Annotated in this window: 17 protein-coding genes and 1 pseudogene; 16 read left to right on the forward strand and 2 right to left on the reverse strand. The window is 34.1% G+C overall.

Translation table 11 applies throughout. From position 1 onward, the window contains the following. The first annotated feature begins 15 nt into the window (after positions 1 to 15). The 5 genes from QO190_RS04040 to deoC are packed head-to-tail and all read left to right on the forward strand — an operon-like array spanning position 16 to position 4,194. Positions 16 to 1,281, forward strand: coding sequence for an NAD(P)/FAD-dependent oxidoreductase (locus QO190_RS04040; RefSeq protein ID WP_371461909.1), 1,266 nt, complete (start codon positions 16 to 18; stop codon positions 1,279 to 1,281). Further along, the gene (gene trmD / locus QO190_RS04045) at positions 1,278 to 1,958 is read left to right on the forward strand and encodes a tRNA (guanosine(37)-N1)-methyltransferase TrmD (RefSeq protein ID WP_371461910.1); all 681 of its coding nucleotides are present in this window, start codon (positions 1,278 to 1,280) and stop codon (positions 1,956 to 1,958) included. Before QO190_RS04040 ends, trmD begins: the two co-directional genes overlap by 4 nt. A gap of 53 nt (positions 1,959 to 2,011) precedes the next feature. Then, a complete protein-coding gene (locus tag QO190_RS04050; RefSeq protein WP_371481261.1) occupies positions 2,012 to 2,968 on the forward strand; it encodes an endonuclease/exonuclease/phosphatase family protein in 957 nt (318 codons plus the stop codon). Between the two features lie 7 nt (positions 2,969 to 2,975). Next, positions 2,976 to 3,446, forward strand: a complete 471-nt coding sequence (locus tag QO190_RS04055; RefSeq protein WP_069799474.1) for an Lrp/AsnC family transcriptional regulator — start codon at positions 2,976 to 2,978, stop codon at positions 3,444 to 3,446. 4 nt (positions 3,447 to 3,450) lie between these two features. Further along, positions 3,451 to 4,194 (forward strand): deoxyribose-phosphate aldolase, encoded by a 744-nt coding sequence (gene deoC / locus QO190_RS04060; protein WP_371461912.1) that lies wholly within the window; start codon positions 3,451 to 3,453, stop codon positions 4,192 to 4,194. Between the two features lie 69 nt (positions 4,195 to 4,263). Here the strand turns inward: deoC and QO190_RS04065 are convergent, their stop codons facing one another. Next, entirely contained in the window at positions 4,264 to 4,623 is a 360-nt protein-coding gene (locus tag QO190_RS04065) for a T9SS type A sorting domain-containing protein (protein WP_371461913.1), read from the reverse strand. Between the two features lie 115 nt (positions 4,624 to 4,738). Between QO190_RS04065 and hemB the strand changes: the two genes are divergently transcribed. The 11 genes and pseudogenes from hemB to QO190_RS04120 all read left to right on the forward strand — a co-directional run bounded on the left by hemB (position 4,739) and on the right by QO190_RS04120 (position 13,765). Further along, positions 4,739 to 5,731 (forward strand): porphobilinogen synthase, encoded by a 993-nt coding sequence (gene hemB, locus QO190_RS04070; RefSeq protein ID WP_371461914.1) that lies wholly within the window; start codon positions 4,739 to 4,741, stop codon positions 5,729 to 5,731. A gap of 313 nt (positions 5,732 to 6,044) precedes the next feature. Beyond that, positions 6,045 to 6,773 carry an LPS export ABC transporter ATP-binding protein gene (gene lptB, locus QO190_RS04075; RefSeq protein WP_069799466.1) on the forward strand — a complete coding sequence of 243 codons (729 nt, stop codon included), beginning with the start codon at positions 6,045 to 6,047 and terminating at the stop codon, positions 6,771 to 6,773. Between the two features lie 36 nt (positions 6,774 to 6,809). Further along, positions 6,810 to 7,385 (forward strand): cob(I)yrinic acid a,c-diamide adenosyltransferase, encoded by a 576-nt coding sequence (locus QO190_RS04080; protein WP_371461915.1) that lies wholly within the window; start codon positions 6,810 to 6,812, stop codon positions 7,383 to 7,385. 25 nt (positions 7,386 to 7,410) lie between these two features. Beyond that, complete coding sequence (locus QO190_RS04085; RefSeq protein WP_371461916.1) at positions 7,411 to 8,031, forward strand: thiamine diphosphokinase; 621 nt, start codon at positions 7,411 to 7,413, stop codon at positions 8,029 to 8,031. 70 nt (positions 8,032 to 8,101) lie between these two features. After that, complete coding sequence (locus QO190_RS04090; protein ID WP_371461917.1) at positions 8,102 to 9,496, forward strand: arginine decarboxylase; 1,395 nt, start codon at positions 8,102 to 8,104, stop codon at positions 9,494 to 9,496. 14 nt (positions 9,497 to 9,510) lie between these two features. Next, positions 9,511 to 9,612, forward strand: a pseudogene (locus tag QO190_RS04095) (agmatinase); the annotation flags it as partial. A 182-nt stretch (positions 9,613 to 9,794) separates the two neighbouring features. Beyond that, positions 9,795 to 10,280: a BON domain-containing protein gene (locus tag QO190_RS04100; protein ID WP_371461918.1), complete on the forward strand. Its 486-nt coding sequence runs from the start codon at positions 9,795 to 9,797 to the stop codon at positions 10,278 to 10,280. A 5-nt stretch (positions 10,281 to 10,285) separates the two neighbouring features. Next, positions 10,286 to 10,702 carry an SH3 domain-containing protein gene (locus tag QO190_RS04105; protein ID WP_371461919.1) on the forward strand — a complete coding sequence of 139 codons (417 nt, stop codon included), beginning with the start codon at positions 10,286 to 10,288 and terminating at the stop codon, positions 10,700 to 10,702. Between the two features lie 266 nt (positions 10,703 to 10,968). Next, on the forward strand, positions 10,969 to 12,219 hold the full coding sequence (locus tag QO190_RS04110) for a dicarboxylate/amino acid:cation symporter (RefSeq protein WP_371461997.1): 1,251 nt from the start codon (positions 10,969 to 10,971) through the stop codon (positions 12,217 to 12,219). Positions 12,220 to 12,367: 148 nt separating this feature from the next. Further along, positions 12,368 to 13,471 (forward strand): Mrp/NBP35 family ATP-binding protein, encoded by a 1,104-nt coding sequence (locus tag QO190_RS04115; RefSeq protein ID WP_371461920.1) that lies wholly within the window; start codon positions 12,368 to 12,370, stop codon positions 13,469 to 13,471. 42 nt (positions 13,472 to 13,513) lie between these two features. Further along, the gene (locus QO190_RS04120) at positions 13,514 to 13,765 is read left to right on the forward strand and encodes a NifU family protein (protein WP_371461921.1); all 252 of its coding nucleotides are present in this window, start codon (positions 13,514 to 13,516) and stop codon (positions 13,763 to 13,765) included. Positions 13,766 to 13,830: 65 nt separating this feature from the next. Here the strand turns inward: QO190_RS04120 and QO190_RS04125 are convergent, their stop codons facing one another. After that, positions 13,831 to 15,456 carry an AMP-binding protein gene (locus QO190_RS04125; RefSeq protein WP_371461922.1) on the reverse strand — a complete coding sequence of 542 codons (1,626 nt, stop codon included), beginning with the start codon at positions 15,454 to 15,456 and terminating at the stop codon, positions 13,831 to 13,833. Positions 15,457 to 15,509 lie beyond the last annotated feature (53 nt).

The following is a 15,509-nucleotide window of genomic DNA, read 5'->3' on the forward strand; positions in this document are numbered from 1 at the left end:
TTTTGCCAGAATCTTATGGAAATTAGAGATAAAATAATCGTCATCGGTGGTGGTTTTGCAGGATTGCAATTCGCTAAAAAACTTAATGGCAATCGTACCAAGAAATTGGTGATGATTGACAAGGCGAATCATCATATGTTTCAACCGTTATTTTATCAAGTAGCTTGCGGAAGAATTGAGCCTTCTAATATTTCGTTTCCTTTTAGAAAGATTTTTCAGCGTTCTAAAAATATTCAGTTTAGAATGACGGAAGTGAAACGGATTATTCCTTCGGAAAATAAAATTATTACAGAAGACCATGTTTTTCACTATGATAAATTGGTGATTGCAACTGGTTGTAAAACGAATTTCTTTGGAAATCAAAAAATGGAAAATCTGGCTTTTGGTATGAAAAATACACAAGAAGCAATTTCTATAAGAAACCATGTTTTGCTCACTTTTGAAAAACTCATCATTGAAAAAAGTAGAAGTGATGATGGCAATTGGAACATCGTAATCGTAGGTTCTGGACCAACTGGTGTGGAATTGGCGGGAGCTTTTGCTGAGATGAAAAGAGAAATCTTGCCGAGAGATTATCCTAGAATGAATTTTGATGATTTAGAAATTATTTTGGTGAGTTCTACCGAAAAACCTTTGGCGGTAATGAGCGAAGAATCTCAGGAAAAATCTGAACAATATTTGAAAGATTTGGGCGTGAGATTTATCTCAAATGATAGAGTTACGGATTATGATGGCGATAGAGTTTATCTAAGTTCTGGGAATATCATTCCGAGTAATAATGTGATTTGGGCAGCTGGTGTAACTGGGAATATTATTGAAGGATTAACCGAAAATTCCATTAAAAACAACAGGTACATTGTAGACCGATATAATAAAATAGTAGGATTTGATAATATTTATGCGATAGGAGATATTGCCTACATGGAAACCCCGAAATATCCAAATGGTCATCCTCAAGTGGCGAATGTAGCGATTAATCAAGGAAAAAATTTGGCTAAAAATTTCTTGAAAAAATCAGAGAATGAATGGCAACCCTACGAATATGATGACAAAGGAAGCATGGCAACCATCGGGAAACATAGAGCGGTAGTAGATTTGCCGAAATTTAAATTTCAAGGTATTTTTGCGTGGTATTTTTGGATGTTTCTTCATTTAATGTTGATTTTAAGTGTGAGAAATAAACTTGCCATTTTCTTCAATTGGATGTGGAGTTACATTAATAGAGATTCATCGCTTCGCTTAATCATTATCCCGAATAAAAAAAATAAAACCGAACAATGAGAATAGATATTATAAGTGCAGTTCCTGATTTATTAGAAAGTCCTTTCAAAACTTCCATCTTGAAAAGAGCAATGGAAAAAGGTTTGGCAGAAGTTCATTTTCATAATGTTCGTGATTTTGCATTTAACAAACATCGTCAAATAGATGATACTGTGTATGGTGGTGGCGCTGGAATGGTGATGATGTGTGAACCATTAGATTTATGTATTTCTCAGTTAAAATCTGAGAGAGAGTATGATGATATTATTTACTTAACTCCAGATGGAGAAACTTTTAACCAAAAAATAGCGAATTCTTACTCGCTGAAGAAAAATTTAATTCTGCTTTGTGGTCATTATAAAGGAATAGACCAAAGAATTAGAGATTTACACATTACCAGAGAGATTTCGATTGGTGATTTTGTGCTAACTGGCGGCGAACTGGCAGCTTGTGTGGTTGCTGATGCAATTATTCGTCTTTTGCCAGGCGTTTTAAATGATGAACAATCTGCTTTGACGGATAGTTTTCAAGATGATTTGCTTTCTCCGCCTATTTATACCAAACCAGAGGTTTATAAAGGAATGCGAGTTCCAGAAATACTTTTAAGCGGTAATTTTGGGAAAATTGAAGAATGGAGACATCAGAAAGCAATAGAAATTACCCAGCAGAAAAGACCAGATTTATTAAAAGATTTCTAATCATAATAAATTATTTTTACTAAATTTACAATCCGAAAAATTGAGGCAAGGCTATGGAGAATTTTTTGAAAAAAGAACTTGTCATGTTCTATAATGTAGAAAACTTGTTTTCTCCAGACCCTAAACCAACACATTTTTTAGATCCTACCATTTCTGGATTAAGGAATTGGGACGAAAGAAAGTATCAGAATAAACTTCGAAAAATTGCCAATGTTTTTAGGCTAATCGAAGAAAAAGAAGCGGTGCTTCCAATGATTGTAGGTTTGTGTGAAGTGAATAATGAAGAAGTTTTACAAGATTTAATTCAACAAGAACCCCTTCAAAATTATGATTTTGTTCATTATAATTCTTTAGATGAAAGAGGCGTAGACACAGCGCTTCTGTATGATAAGAGAAAAATAGAATTAGTAGATTCTGAAGCTATTTCTTTTATTTTCGAGGGAGTGAATGAAGAGCAAGATGAGTATTATGATACGACAAGAGATGTTCTTTTTTGTAAATTGAAATACAATGATGAATTGCTCAATGTTTTTGTGGCACATCTTCCTTCAAAAAGAGAAAAAGATGTAAACAAACCCAAAAGAGATTACATTCTTCATTCAATTAAAGAAAGAGTTCTCACATTATTAGAAAAAGAAGAACCTGTAATAATTTGTGGAGATTTTAACGATGACCCGATTGAAGAAAATCTAAATAATTTATTATATGACAATGGAGTTGATAAAATCTTAGTGAATCCATACATAGAATTGTACAATAATAAAATCTATTCTACGTTTCACTACAACCAGGGACTGTTGTTCGATCAGATTCTATTTTCTAATCATTTCTTTTTGCCTATTTCTTCATTAGCATTTAAAAGTGCTGTAGTCTTTAATTCAGAAAAATTAAGTAATTGGGACAAAAAGTTTAAAGGAAGGCCTTTTAGAACTTTTGCAGGGACCAGATATCTTGGTGGGTATAGTGATCATTATCCCGTTTATACAATTTTAGAAACAAAAGACAATTAAATTAAAAATGAAAAGCGTTACAGAAGTAGGTTACAAGCTAGATGCAATAGATAAAAAAATAATCTATATGCTCATGGACAATGCCAAAACATCTTTGGCTCAAATTTCTAAAAACATTGGTATTTCTACCACTGCTGTACATCAGAGAATAAAAAAACTAGAAACCGCAGGCGTAATAGAAAATTCTGTATCTTTTCTTAATCCAAGAAAAATAGGTTACAAAGTAGTTTCTTACATCGGCGTTTACATGGATCAACCAAGTCATTTCCAAGAACTGATTAAATCTCTGAACGAAATTAATGAAATCGTAGAAGCTCATTATACTACAGGTAATTGGACGGTTTTCCTTAAAGTACTTTGTATTGATAATGATCATCTCATGCAAATTTTAAGCAAAATACAGAAGCTAAAAGGCGTTACAAGAACAGAAACTTTCATATCTTTGGAGCAAAGTATTAACAGACAATTAAAAGTGTAACGTTATGAAAATCAACACTTATTTAGATTCTACTTATCTAAAAACTCCAGCTCAATCTGGTCTTACCGAAGAACAAACGCTAGAAACGGTAATTAATCTTGCCAAAGAAGCCATCGAAAATGACATTTTTGCAGTAATGATAAGACCTGATTATGTTAAAAAAATGAAGCAATTCCTTACAGAACAAAATTCTAACGTAGTCATCGGTACTGTAATCGGTTTCCACGAAGGAACTTATTCTAAAGAACATAAATTAGCTGAAGCTCAAAAAGCAATCGAAGATGGAGTAGATGAATTAGATTTCGTAATCAATTATGAAGCGTACAAAAATGGTGAAGTAGATGCTGTGAAATCAGAATTTGTAGATTGTACAAAACTTTGCTTAGATAATGGTAAAATTGCAAAATGGATTATTGAAATCGCAGCGCTTACCGATGAGCAAATTGCAGATATTACCAAAAAAATCTCAACTTGGGCTGAAGAAAACTTCATAGCAGAAGATTTACACAGAATATTTGTGAAATCATCTACAGGTTTCTACCAAACTGAAGGCGGAAAACCAAATGGAGCAACTGTAGAAGGAATTAAAATCATGCTAGAAAACGCAGGTTCACTTCCTGTAAAAGCTGCAGGTGGTGTTAGAACACCAGAAGAAGCAGAATATATGATTAACCTAGGCGTAAAAAGAATAGGAACATCTTCTGCAAAAGCATTAATTAAAAACGAAGAAGTTTCTGGAGGTTACTAATCTTTAGAAATTTCCAAAAATAAAAAACCATCGAACTTCGATGGTTTTTCTTTTTTATGATTTAAAAAATTATTGCTGTTTTACTACTTGCGTTACCTTTTGGGTATTGTCTGACAAAGTGTATTTCATTAAATATTTGCCAGGTTTCAGTTTGTCTAATCTAATTTCGGCGGTGTTCATGTTCACCATTGTTTCTGAAACTTGAGTCCCGATAATAGAGTAAAAAGTTACGGATTTTACCTTTAGCATTGGGTTTTTAGCTTTTACAATGATAAAATCTCTTGTAGGATTAGGATAAGCGACTAAAACTCCATCATCAGATTTTTGAGAATCAGAAAGAGGTTCTCTTAATGTTTGTTGAGCTTTTGCTTCGCCCGAAAACATTAATAGACCTACCGAAAATAATATAAAATATAAAGTTTTTTTCATTTTACTTAATTCATTCTTATCTCAAAGAATATACAAATTTATTTAAACGAATTGATATACACAATAGTTATAAATAACTAAATTTGCAAAGTATAAAACAAACTTTGTTCCAAAAATGATAATTTTTTCAAGAAATAGAAGATTACGTACTAACGAAAGCATCAGAAGTCTTGTGAGAGAAACAGTACTCACTACCAATGATTTTGTAATGCCCATGTTCGTAATGGAAGGCGAAAACGCACAGGAAGCTATTCCATCAATGCCGGGAATTTTCCGCAGAACAGTAGATTTAACGGTGAAAGAATGTAAAGAACTTTTTTCACTGGGAGTGAAAGCGGTGAACATATACATGAAAGTTCCAGAAAATTTAAAAGACAATCTCGGAACCGAAGCTTGGAATCCGCATGGTTTGATGCAAAGAACCATCAGAGAAATTAAAAATGCTATTCCTGAGATGATTGTAATGCCAGATGTTGCTTTAGACCCTTATTCAATCTATGGTCACGACGGAATTATTACCAACGGACAAGTAGATAATGATGCCACTAATGATGCTTTGGCAAGGATGTCTGTTTCTCACGCAGAAGCAGGTGCAGATGTTGTAGCGCCAAGTGATATGATGGATGGTAGAGTTGCTGCAATTCGTCAAGCTTTAGAAGAAACAGGTCATACCAACGTAGGAATTTTGAGCTACGCTGCAAAATATGCAAGTTCATTTTACGGACCTTTCAGAAGTGCGTTAGATTCTGCTCCAAAAGATTTTCAGGAAATTCCAAAGGATAAAAAGAGTTACCAAATGGATTTTCATAATTCTAGAGAGGCCTTAAATGAAGTGTACAAAGACATCGAAGAAGGTGCAGACATTATTATGATAAAACCGGGTCTTCCGTATTTAGATATTGTAGCAAAAGTTCGTCAAGAGATAGATTTGCCAATCGCAGTTTATAATGTAAGCGGAGAATACGCAATGTTGAAAGCGGCTGCTCAAAATGGTTGGTTAGATAATGACAAAGCCATTATAGAAAGCCTTACTTGTATTAAAAGAGCTGGTGCAGATATGATTTTCACTTATGCTGCCAAAGAAGCTGCTATTCTTTTAAATCAATAGGGCGCCTTAATCCGCCTTCCGTTCCCGCTTTTTTGTTTTTTTGTCATTCTGAGCGAAGTCGAAGAATCTATAAAAAACAAAAAGAGCTCCACTCAAGTCGGGGCGCAAGTTCAGGATTTTTTAGAACCTATTTTTCTAAAAATAACTTACAGTAAAAAATATAACCAACCCTTTCTGCGTTTTATGTACATACAAAAAACGCAGAAAGGGTTTCGTAATTTGAAAACTTCCATTTTTTTAACTTAAGATTTGCAATTTTAAGACTTCCAACTTCCAACTTCATACTTCTGACTTTTTTCATATCTTTGTCTCTATGATTTTACGTGGCGAAAATTTAATTAAAGAATACGGACCCAAAAAAGTAGTAAAAGGCGTTTCCGTAGAAGTAAAAAAAGGAGAAATTGTAGGTTTACTTGGACCAAATGGTGCGGGAAAAACTACAACTTTCTACATGATTGTGGGATTGGTAAAACCTACTTCTGGCAAAATTACGCTTGACGGAAAAGATATTACCAATGATGCCATGTATAAACGTGCGCAAAAAGGAATTGGTTATTTGGCTCAGGAAGCATCTGTTTTTAGAAAATTGTCAGTAGAAGATAATATTTTGGGAGTTTTACAACTCACCAATAAATCTAAAGAAGAACAAATCCGCAGAACCAATGAACTCATCGAAGAATTTTCTTTAGAACACGTTCGCAAAAACCGTGGAGATTTACTTTCAGGTGGTGAAAGACGTAGAACCGAAATCGCGCGATGTCTCGCAACAGACCCAGATTTTATTCTTCTTGACGAACCTTTTGCAGGAGTAGACCCAATTGCTGTGGAAGATATTCAGAAAATCATTAGAAGTTTGGTGAAAAAAGACATCGGTGTTTTGATAACCGACCACAACGTACAACAAACTTTAGCGATTACCAATAAAACCTACATCATGTTCGAAGGAAACATCTTAAAAGAAGGTGTTCCAGAAGATTTAGCCAATGATCCACAAGTAAGACAAGCTTATTTGGGTGAGAATTTTAGATTTGAAAAATTCTAAACATCCATCATCTAACTTTCAACATCCATCAATTTTATGAAAATCTACACCAAAACTGGCGATAAAGGCGAAACTTCTTTATACGGAGGAACTAGAGTTTCTAAAGCTGCTGCAAGAGTAGAATCTTACGGGACTTTAGACGAACTCAATGCTTTTATTGGTTTGGCAAAAGCCGAAATTTCTGATGAAAAAGTATTGAATCAGCTGCAAAAAATTCAGTTTGATTTGTTTACTGTAGGTTCAGAAGCAGCAACACCAACAGATAAACTGATTTTAGCCAACGGAAAAAATCGTTTAGATTTAATGATTTCTGAAGAAGAAATATCAGAATTAGAACACTGGATGGATGATTTAGATGCAGAATTAGAACCTTTACAATTCTTTATTTTACCAAGCGGTGGAAAAGCTGTTGCATGTATTCACGTTTGTAGAACGGTTTGCAGAAGAGCAGAACGCGCTATGGTTCATCTCAATGAAACCGAAGAAGTAAGACCAGAACTCATCAAATATCTCAATAGATTGTCTGATTATCTGTTTATTTTGGCAAGATATATTTCTAAAATTTCTGGAGAAAAAGAAGAATACTGGAATCCTTCAGAAAGAGCTAAGTAAAACGCTCTAAACAATTATAAAATCTGTGATAAAATCTGCCCTACTTTTCATCAACGGAACGCCTCCTAATGAACTTCCTCATTTGGAAGGTTATGATGTGATGGCTTGTAGCGATGGAGCTTTTCATTATTTAAAAGATAAAAATTTCCCTCTGGATAAACTTGATTTTATTTCAGGAGATTTTGATTCTCATGAAGGCAGTGACGAAAATATTTACCACGAAAAATTCATTCATACTCCAGACCAAGATTTTACAGATTTTCAAAAAGCTTTAGATATTCTCAAAAAAAATGGAGTAAAAAAAGTAGACGTTTACGGAGGAAGCGGTGGTGAACAAGACCACTTTTTAGGAAATCTTCACGTAGCTTTTCTCTTTAAAAATGAAATGGAAATCACTTTTTTTGACGAGTTTTCCAGATATTTTTTCATTCCAAAAAATTTTAAAATTCACGAGGTAGAAGGAAAGATGATTTCGCTTTTGCCATTTCCTTTTGCAGAAAAAATTTCGACTAAAGGTCTTAACTGGGAGCTCTTTAACGAAGAATTGAGCTTAACCAGAAGAGTAGGAACCCGAAATTTTGCCCGAGAAAACACCGTAGAAATCACGTATGAAAATGGTGATGTATTGATTTTTATCGGAAACTAAATTTGTGAATTTTTAACTCAAAAAATCCAATCTTTTTTCGCATTTTTGTAGTCTTAAATTTTTGCAATAAATGAAGATAAAATATGCTGAACTTATTGACCAAACACTTTACTTTCCGCAAGAGGAATTTAAGTATGAGGATCAACAGTTGTACTTTCATGATATTCCTTTGATGGACTTGGTAGAAAAATTCGGAACTCCGTTGAAATTCAGTTATTTACCTAAGATTTCGCAAAACATTCAGCGTGCAAAAACGTGGTTTAAAGATGCCATCAAAAAGAATGGATATAAAAATTCTTACAGATACTGTTACTGTACCAAATCTTCGCACTTTTCTTTCGTATTAGAAGAAGCACTTAAGAATGATATTTCTATCGAAACGTCTTCTGCTTTTGACATGAATATTGTTAAAAACCTATTCGAAACAGGGAAAATTGATAAGACAATAGAAGTGGTTTGTAATGGTTTCAAAACCGATGATTATTTGGCTAAAATTTCAGATTTAATCAATAATGGTTTTGAAAATGTGATTCCTGTTTTAGATAATTACAGAGAATTAGATAAATTAACCGAAAGTATAGATACTACCTTTGACATTGGGATTAGAATTGCTTCGGAAGAAGAACCGAAATTCGAATTTTATACCAGCAGATTAGGAATTGGGTACAAAGATATTATCCCTTATTACAGCCAAAAAATTGCAGAACACCCGAATGCAAGGTTGAAAATGCTTCACTTTTTCATCAATACCGGAATTAAAGATACTGCGTATTATTGGAATGAGCTTTTCAAATGTTTGAGAGTGTATGCAAGATTGAAAAAAATTGCTCCAGAAGTAGATTCACTAAATATTGGTGGTGGTTTCCCAATTAAAAATTCTCTTCAATTTGATTATGATTATGAATACATGGCAAATGAAATTGTGTATCAAATCAAAAAATTCTGTGAAGAAGAAGGAGTAGAAGAACCAAACATTTATACTGAATTTGGTAGTTTTACCGTAGGTGAAAGTGCTGGAAATTTATACAAAATCATTTCTCAAAAACGCCAAAACGACAGAGAAAAATGGAACATGATAGACTCTTCTTTCATGACTACACTTCCAGATTCTTGGGCTATTTCAAAGCGTTTTATTATGTTTCCGCTGAATCGTTGGGAAGATTCTTACGAAAGAGTTTTCTTGGGCGGATTAACTTGTGATTCAGATGATTATTACAATTCTGAGCAACATGCCAATGCGATTTATTTGCCAGTGTTCAGCGATACCAAACCATTATACATCGGTTTCTTTAACACAGGAGCTTATCAAGAGAGTATTGCTGGTTTTGGTGGAGTTCATCACTGTTTATTGCCTCAGCCAAAACATATTCTCATCCAAAAAGCTAAAAACGGAAAATTACAATATGAAGTTTTCAGCGAAGAGCAAAAACCAGAAGATGTATTGCATCTTTTAGGGTATAAATAATTGGTTAATAGAATTTTGATATTGTAGAGTTAATGGATTCTCCTTACGTGAAACCTACTGCGTTTTTAGCAGCTAAGTTGTACTATAAAATGTTTGTTTACTATCATATCATTTAAACAAAAAAATAAAAAATTGATTTATTCAAAATAAATTTAAAAAGCATCAGAATTCTGGTGCTTTTTTGTTGGAATCTCATTTGAATTTTTAAAAATTTTATAAAACTTTATAAAAATTGTATAAAGCAGACCTAGTTTTTATCTTTACATTTGGAAACAATAATCATTAAAATCCTCTCATTATGAAAAAAACGATTAAAATCACTGCTTTAGCTTTCGTGGTTTCTTTTGCAGCCATCTCATGTCAAAAATCTGTTTCAGATGCAGAACTGACTACACAATCTACTACAGCTATCTCTGCGTATCCTGAAACTTCCGTTGAGGTAAAAGATGGAGTGGCACATTTAAGCGGAACTTTTGTTTCTCAAGGAGATAAAGATGCTGCCATTGCTGCGATTAAAAATATTAAAGGAGTAAGAGATGTAATGGATATGGCAAGTGTAGAAGCTGCTGATCCTGTAATGGAGACGATTACAGCGATTGACCAAGAAACCCAACAAAAAGTAGCAGATGCTATTAAGGATTTTCCATCGGTAAAAATGGACGTGGTGAATGGCGAAATTACTTTAACTGGAGAAGTTACAGCAGAACAAGCAAGAAAAATTAAAATATCTGTAGATGCCCTGAAAGTAGGAAAAGTAAATTATGATTATAACGTTAAAAAATAATTACCATGTCATTACAAGATAAATACTCAAAGGTAGTTTCGGCTGCACAGTCCGCTGAAATTAATGACTTAAAGGTAGTGGAGCAAGATGGCATTCTTTACATTTCTGGAAATACTTCTACAAGCGCTGCAAAAAATAAAGTTTGGGATGCTTATGGAGAGATAGATGCCTCTTATTCAGCTTCTGATATTAATATAGATATAGAGATTACAAGTTTAGCTAAAGGAACTCCATTAACTGTAGATACAGAAAATTCTAATTTGAACATCAGGCAGGAACCTTCTATAGAAGGAGTAATTTTAGGAAAAGCTGCAAAAGGCGAAGTAGTAACTCTAGTAGAACAATCTTCTAGTGATTGGTGGAAAATTAAAACCAAAGACGGAGAAGAAGGTTACGCATATGCTAGATATTTAAGAGCTTAATTCAAGTCTCGAATATAAATTTATAATCCCGAATTTTTTCGGGATTTTTTATTTTGGGCCATCCCGAAAATTTATCCAAAGCTTTTGCCAATCAAGAAATTTTCGGGACCGCGCTATTCGTTACAATCTTTTTCGGTGGCGGCAGCAAAGCTGCCGCCACCGAAAAAGGATTTCCACTGCTATCGCTTGTCCAGAAATACCGCTTCAAAACAATTACCAATATTTCATTAAAAAAACTATATTTGTATTCTATAGAAAATCAATATATGAAAGGACAAAACAAACTTTTCTTTGCAATTATCATTGCTTTAGTTTTAGGGGTAATTATTGGTGGAGTAGTTCACACTCAGTTTCCAGAAAATACAGAATCTTTTTCTAAAAATATAAAACTTCTCGGAACCATCTTCATTAGATTAGTGCAGATGATTATCGCACCATTGGTTTTCACTACATTGGTTGTGGGAATTGCAAAAATGGGAGATACTGCAATGATTGGCAGAGTTGGTGGTAAAGCAATGCTCTGGTTTATTACCGCTTCTTTGGTTTCGCTTTTGTTAGGTTTGGTTTTGGTAAATTGGTTAGAACCTGGTCACGTTACCAAATTGCCTATTCAAGATGCCAATTCTGCTAAAGAAATCTTGGATAATTCTAAAGGATTTTCTCTGGAAGATTTTGTGAAACACGTAGTGCCAAAAAGCGTTTTCGAAGCTTTTGCTACCAATGAAGTTTTGCAAATTGTATTGTTTTCTATCATGTTTGGGATTGCCCTTTCTCATTTGGGAGATGAATATTCTAAACCTGTAATCAAATTTTTAGATGTTTGTGCGCATGCTATTCTAAAAATGGTAGGTTATATTATGTGGTTTGCTCCACTTGGTGTTTTGGGAGCTATTGCAGCAGTTGTGGCCACCAATGGTTTCGAAATTTTCAAAGTTTACGCAATTTATTTGAGAGATTTCTTCTTTGCACTAGCTATTTTATGGTTGATTTTATGTATTGTAGGTTACCTCATTTTAGGAAATAGATTATTCGAATTATTAAGAAGAATCAAAGAACCTTTACTTATCGCCTTTTCTACTACCAGTTCAGAAGCAGTTTTCCCGAAATTGGTAACAGAATTAGAGCGTTTCGGTTGTAATAACAGAATTGTATCTTTCATTTTACCATTAGGATATTCTTTCAATTTAGATGGAAGCATGATGTACATGACTTTTGCCTCTATTTTCATTGCTCAGATTTATGGAATCGACATGACAGTTGGTCAACAAATTACTATGCTTTTAGTGTTAATGCTCACTTCAAAAGGAATTGCAGGCGTTCCAAGAGCGAGTTTGGTGATTATTGTGGCGACTTGTTCTATGTTCGGAATTCCGCCAGAAGGAATTGCCTTAATTTTACCGATTGACCATTTCTGCGATATGGGAAGAAGTATGACCAATGTTTTAGGAAACGCACTTGCAACTTCTGCCGTTTCTAAATGGGAAGGACAGCTCGATAATCACGGTGGTGAGTTATAAAAATTTAAATATAAAATTAAAAACTTCGGAACTATCTGAAGTTTTTTTATTGTAAATCAATTCTATCAATTACCATTATTGTTATTTTTATTCATTCCAAATTAATTATTTTTACGTAAATTTGTATCTCAAAAAATTTCAATAAATTATGTTGACGAAAACCAGAGTTCAGGAGTTTCTGAAAGAAATAGAAGTAGATGATTTAGTACAAAACTTCCAAGTAATGGGTGATGATGTGTACATTGATATGATTGCACATTCTCCAGCAATGCACGAAAAAAAGAAGCTAGAAGCAGCCATGAAGCAGGCTTTTGCTACGGAATTTGGTGACCAAGTAGTGCTGAAACTTAAAATTACTTCACCTGAACCTTCACAAGTTCAACAAAACCAAATCAAAGGAAAAGAAATTCCAGGAATTCAAAATATTATCGCCATTGCTTCTGGTAAAGGTGGCGTAGGAAAATCTACGGTAACTGCAAACTTAGCCGTGACTTTACAAAAAATGGGATTCTCTGTAGGTGTTCTTGATGCTGATATTTATGGTCCATCTGTTCCTACCATGTTTGACACCGAAGCAGAAAAGCCAATTTCTGTAGAAGTAGATGGTAAAAATATGATGAAACCTATCGAAAATTACGGCGTGAAAATGCTTTCGATTGGTTATTTCTCTGGAGCGAATCAAGCAGTAGTGTGGAGAGGACCTATGGCAAGTAAAGCATTGAACCAAATGCTTCGTGATGCAGCTTGGGGAAATCTAGATTTCTTATTGATTGACCTTCCTCCAGGAACAGGAGATATTCACCTTTCGATTATTCAAGAAGTTCCTGTAACGGGTGCTGTAATTGTTTCTACACCGCAACATGTGGCTTTAGCAGACGTGAAAAAAGGAATCGCTATGTTTACGATGGAAAGCATTAATATTCCAGTTTTAGGTTTAATTGAAAATATGGCGTATTTTACACCTGAAGAATTGCCAGAAAATAAATATTACATCTTCGGAAAACAAGGCGCTCAGTTTATGGCGGAAGATTTAGGAATTCCAGTTTTAGGTGAAATCCCTTTAATTCAAAGCATCAGAGAAGCGGGAGATGTTGGTAGACCAGTAGCGCTGCAAGAAGGTTCTAAAATTGCAGAAATCTATAAAGAAACTGCACAAAAAATGACAGAAAGCTTAGTGGAAAGAAATAAAAATCTACCACCAACTGAAGCGGTGAAAATTACAACAATGGCAGGTTGTTCGCCTAAGAAATAATTAGGGCAATTACAATTTTTGAATACAAATTTTGAATAAATTATGAATAAAGATAAACTCACTCACGAAGAAATAGTAACCAAAGTAATGGAAGCTTTGGAAAGTATTCGTCCGTTTCTAAATAATGATGGTGGTGATATAGAATTGGTAGATGTTATTGATAATAGAGTAATGGTAAAACTGCAAGGAAACTGTTCTGGTTGTCCTATGAGTTTTTCTACCATGAAACTAGGTGTAGAAAATACCATCAAACAATTTGTACCAAGCATCAAAGAAGTAGTGAGTGTAGAGTAATCTTTTTCACAATAAAATAAATGAAGGCTGCAATTTTGCAGCCTTTTGTTTTTGAATATTTCGATTTATTTTTTGCCTAACCCGAGTTCTTTAATTGCCATTTCGCGCATTTCTACTTTTCTTACTTTTCCAGAAATCGTCATTGGGAATTCTTGTACGAATTTCCAGTATTTGGGAACTTTATAATGGGCAATTTGTCCTTTGCAGAAGTTGACAAGTTCTTCTTCGGTTAAAGAAAATCCTTCTCTTACTTTAATCCAAGCCATTACTTCCTCCCCGAATTTTTCACTCGGAACGCCAATAACTTGAGCGTCTAAAACATTAGGATATTGATATAAAAAATCTTCAATTTCTTTAGGCGAAATGTTTTCCCCTCCTCGTATAATCAAGTCTTTAATTCTTCCAGAAATATGAATGTAGCCTTCTTCGTCCATCATGGCAAGATCGCCAGTATGCATCCATCTTGCGCTGTCTAAAACTTGATGGGTTGCTTCTGGATTATCCCAATATTTCAACATTACAGAGTAACCTCTAGTACAGAGTTCTCCATTTTCGCCTCTGTTCACAATTTTACCCGTTTCTGGATTGATGATTTTAATTTCTAAATGGTCATGAATGGTTCCTACTGAGTGAATTTGTTTTTCAAAAGGAGTTCCAATTTTAGTCTGAGTAGAAACCGGCGAAGTTTCCGTCATTCCGTAGCAAATGGTAACTTCTTTCATGTTCATTTGGTTTTCTACTCTTTTCATCACTTCTGGTGGACAAACTGCTCCTGCCATAACCCCCGTTCTAAGGCTCGAAAGATCATAATTTTTTAAATCCAGTTCATGCAAAGTAGCGATAAACATAGTAGGAACGCCATAAAGTGAAGTGCATTTTTCTTTTTCTACTACTTCTAGTGTAAGTTTTGGGTCAAAACTGTCATTTGGAATTACCATGGTAGAACCGTGAGCGGTACAACATAAATTTCCAATCACCATTCCGAAACAATGATAAAACGGAACAGGAATACAAACTCTATCTTTTTCGGTATAATGAAGTCTGATGCCAATGAAATATCCATTATTCAAAATGTTATGATGAGAAAGCGTAACTCCTTTTGGGAAACCTGTAGTTCCAGAAGTGTATTGAATATTTACAGGGTCGTCAAACTGAATTTGGTTTTCATAATTTTGAAGTTCTTCATCAGAAATGTGAGCCGCCCCTTTTAGAAAATCATCCCAATTTTCATCAAAAAAGACTTCATCTACTAGTGTTGAGGTAAATTCTCGAGCATCATCTACCATTTTTTTATAATTGCTGGTTTTGAAACTCAAGGAAGCAAAAATATATTTGATTTGAGATTGATTCAATACAAAAATCAGTTCACTGGTTCTGTAAGCAGGATTAATGTTAACCAAAATCACCCCAATTCTGGCAGTTGCATATTGCAATAAAACCCATTCATAACGATTGGGAGACCAAATTCCAACTCTATCCCCTGGTTTTGCACCTAGATGTAGAATTGCTTTGGCTACTTGCGAAGTTTGCTCATAAAATTCTTCGTAAGTAGCTCTATAATTCTGATGTGAACAAATTAGAGCATCATTTTTAGGAAATCTTTCTACTGTTTTCTTTAGATTTTCGCCAATAGATTCTCCTAAAAGTGGAATAGAAGAATCGCCGTGAACATAGGATAATTGAGTATTCATTCTTTATATTTTTGTAAGAAAAAAACCTTTCTTTTCAGAAAGGTAGAATAAAG

The organism is Cloacibacterium sp. Arc13, assembly GCF_041431305.1.
Lineage (GTDB): Bacteria > Bacteroidota > Bacteroidia > Flavobacteriales > Weeksellaceae > Cloacibacterium > Cloacibacterium caeni_B.

Coding starts and splice junctions, on each gene's coding strand:
- QO190_RS04090 (WP_371461917.1), top strand. CDS start 8,102: ATGAAGATAAAATATGCTGAACTTATTGACCAAACACTTTACTTTCCG.
- QO190_RS04115 (WP_371461920.1), top strand. CDS start 12,368: ATGTTGACGAAAACCAGAGTTCAGGAGTTTCTGAAAGAAATAGAAGTA.
- trmD (WP_371461910.1), top strand. CDS start 1,278: ATGAGAATAGATATTATAAGTGCAGTTCCTGATTTATTAGAAAGTCCT.
- QO190_RS04065 (WP_371461913.1), bottom strand. CDS start 4,623: ATGAAAAAAACTTTATATTTTATATTATTTTCGGTAGGTCTATTAATG.
- deoC (WP_371461912.1), top strand. CDS start 3,451: ATGAAAATCAACACTTATTTAGATTCTACTTATCTAAAAACTCCAGCT.
- QO190_RS04100 (WP_371461918.1), top strand. CDS start 9,795: ATGAAAAAAACGATTAAAATCACTGCTTTAGCTTTCGTGGTTTCTTTT.
- QO190_RS04105 (WP_371461919.1), top strand. CDS start 10,286: ATGTCATTACAAGATAAATACTCAAAGGTAGTTTCGGCTGCACAGTCC.
- QO190_RS04120 (WP_371461921.1), top strand. CDS start 13,514: ATGAATAAAGATAAACTCACTCACGAAGAAATAGTAACCAAAGTAATG.
- QO190_RS04050 (WP_371481261.1), top strand. CDS start 2,012: ATGGAGAATTTTTTGAAAAAAGAACTTGTCATGTTCTATAATGTAGAA.
- QO190_RS04040 (WP_371461909.1), top strand. CDS start 16: ATGGAAATTAGAGATAAAATAATCGTCATCGGTGGTGGTTTTGCAGGA.
- QO190_RS04125 (WP_371461922.1), bottom strand. CDS start 15,456: ATGAATACTCAATTATCCTATGTTCACGGCGATTCTTCTATTCCACTT.
- QO190_RS04080 (WP_371461915.1), top strand. CDS start 6,810: ATGAAAATCTACACCAAAACTGGCGATAAAGGCGAAACTTCTTTATAC.
- QO190_RS04055 (WP_069799474.1), top strand. CDS start 2,976: ATGAAAAGCGTTACAGAAGTAGGTTACAAGCTAGATGCAATAGATAAA.
- lptB (WP_069799466.1), top strand. CDS start 6,045: ATGATTTTACGTGGCGAAAATTTAATTAAAGAATACGGACCCAAAAAA.
- QO190_RS04110 (WP_371461997.1), top strand. CDS start 10,969: ATGAAAGGACAAAACAAACTTTTCTTTGCAATTATCATTGCTTTAGTT.
- hemB (WP_371461914.1), top strand. CDS start 4,739: ATGATAATTTTTTCAAGAAATAGAAGATTACGTACTAACGAAAGCATC.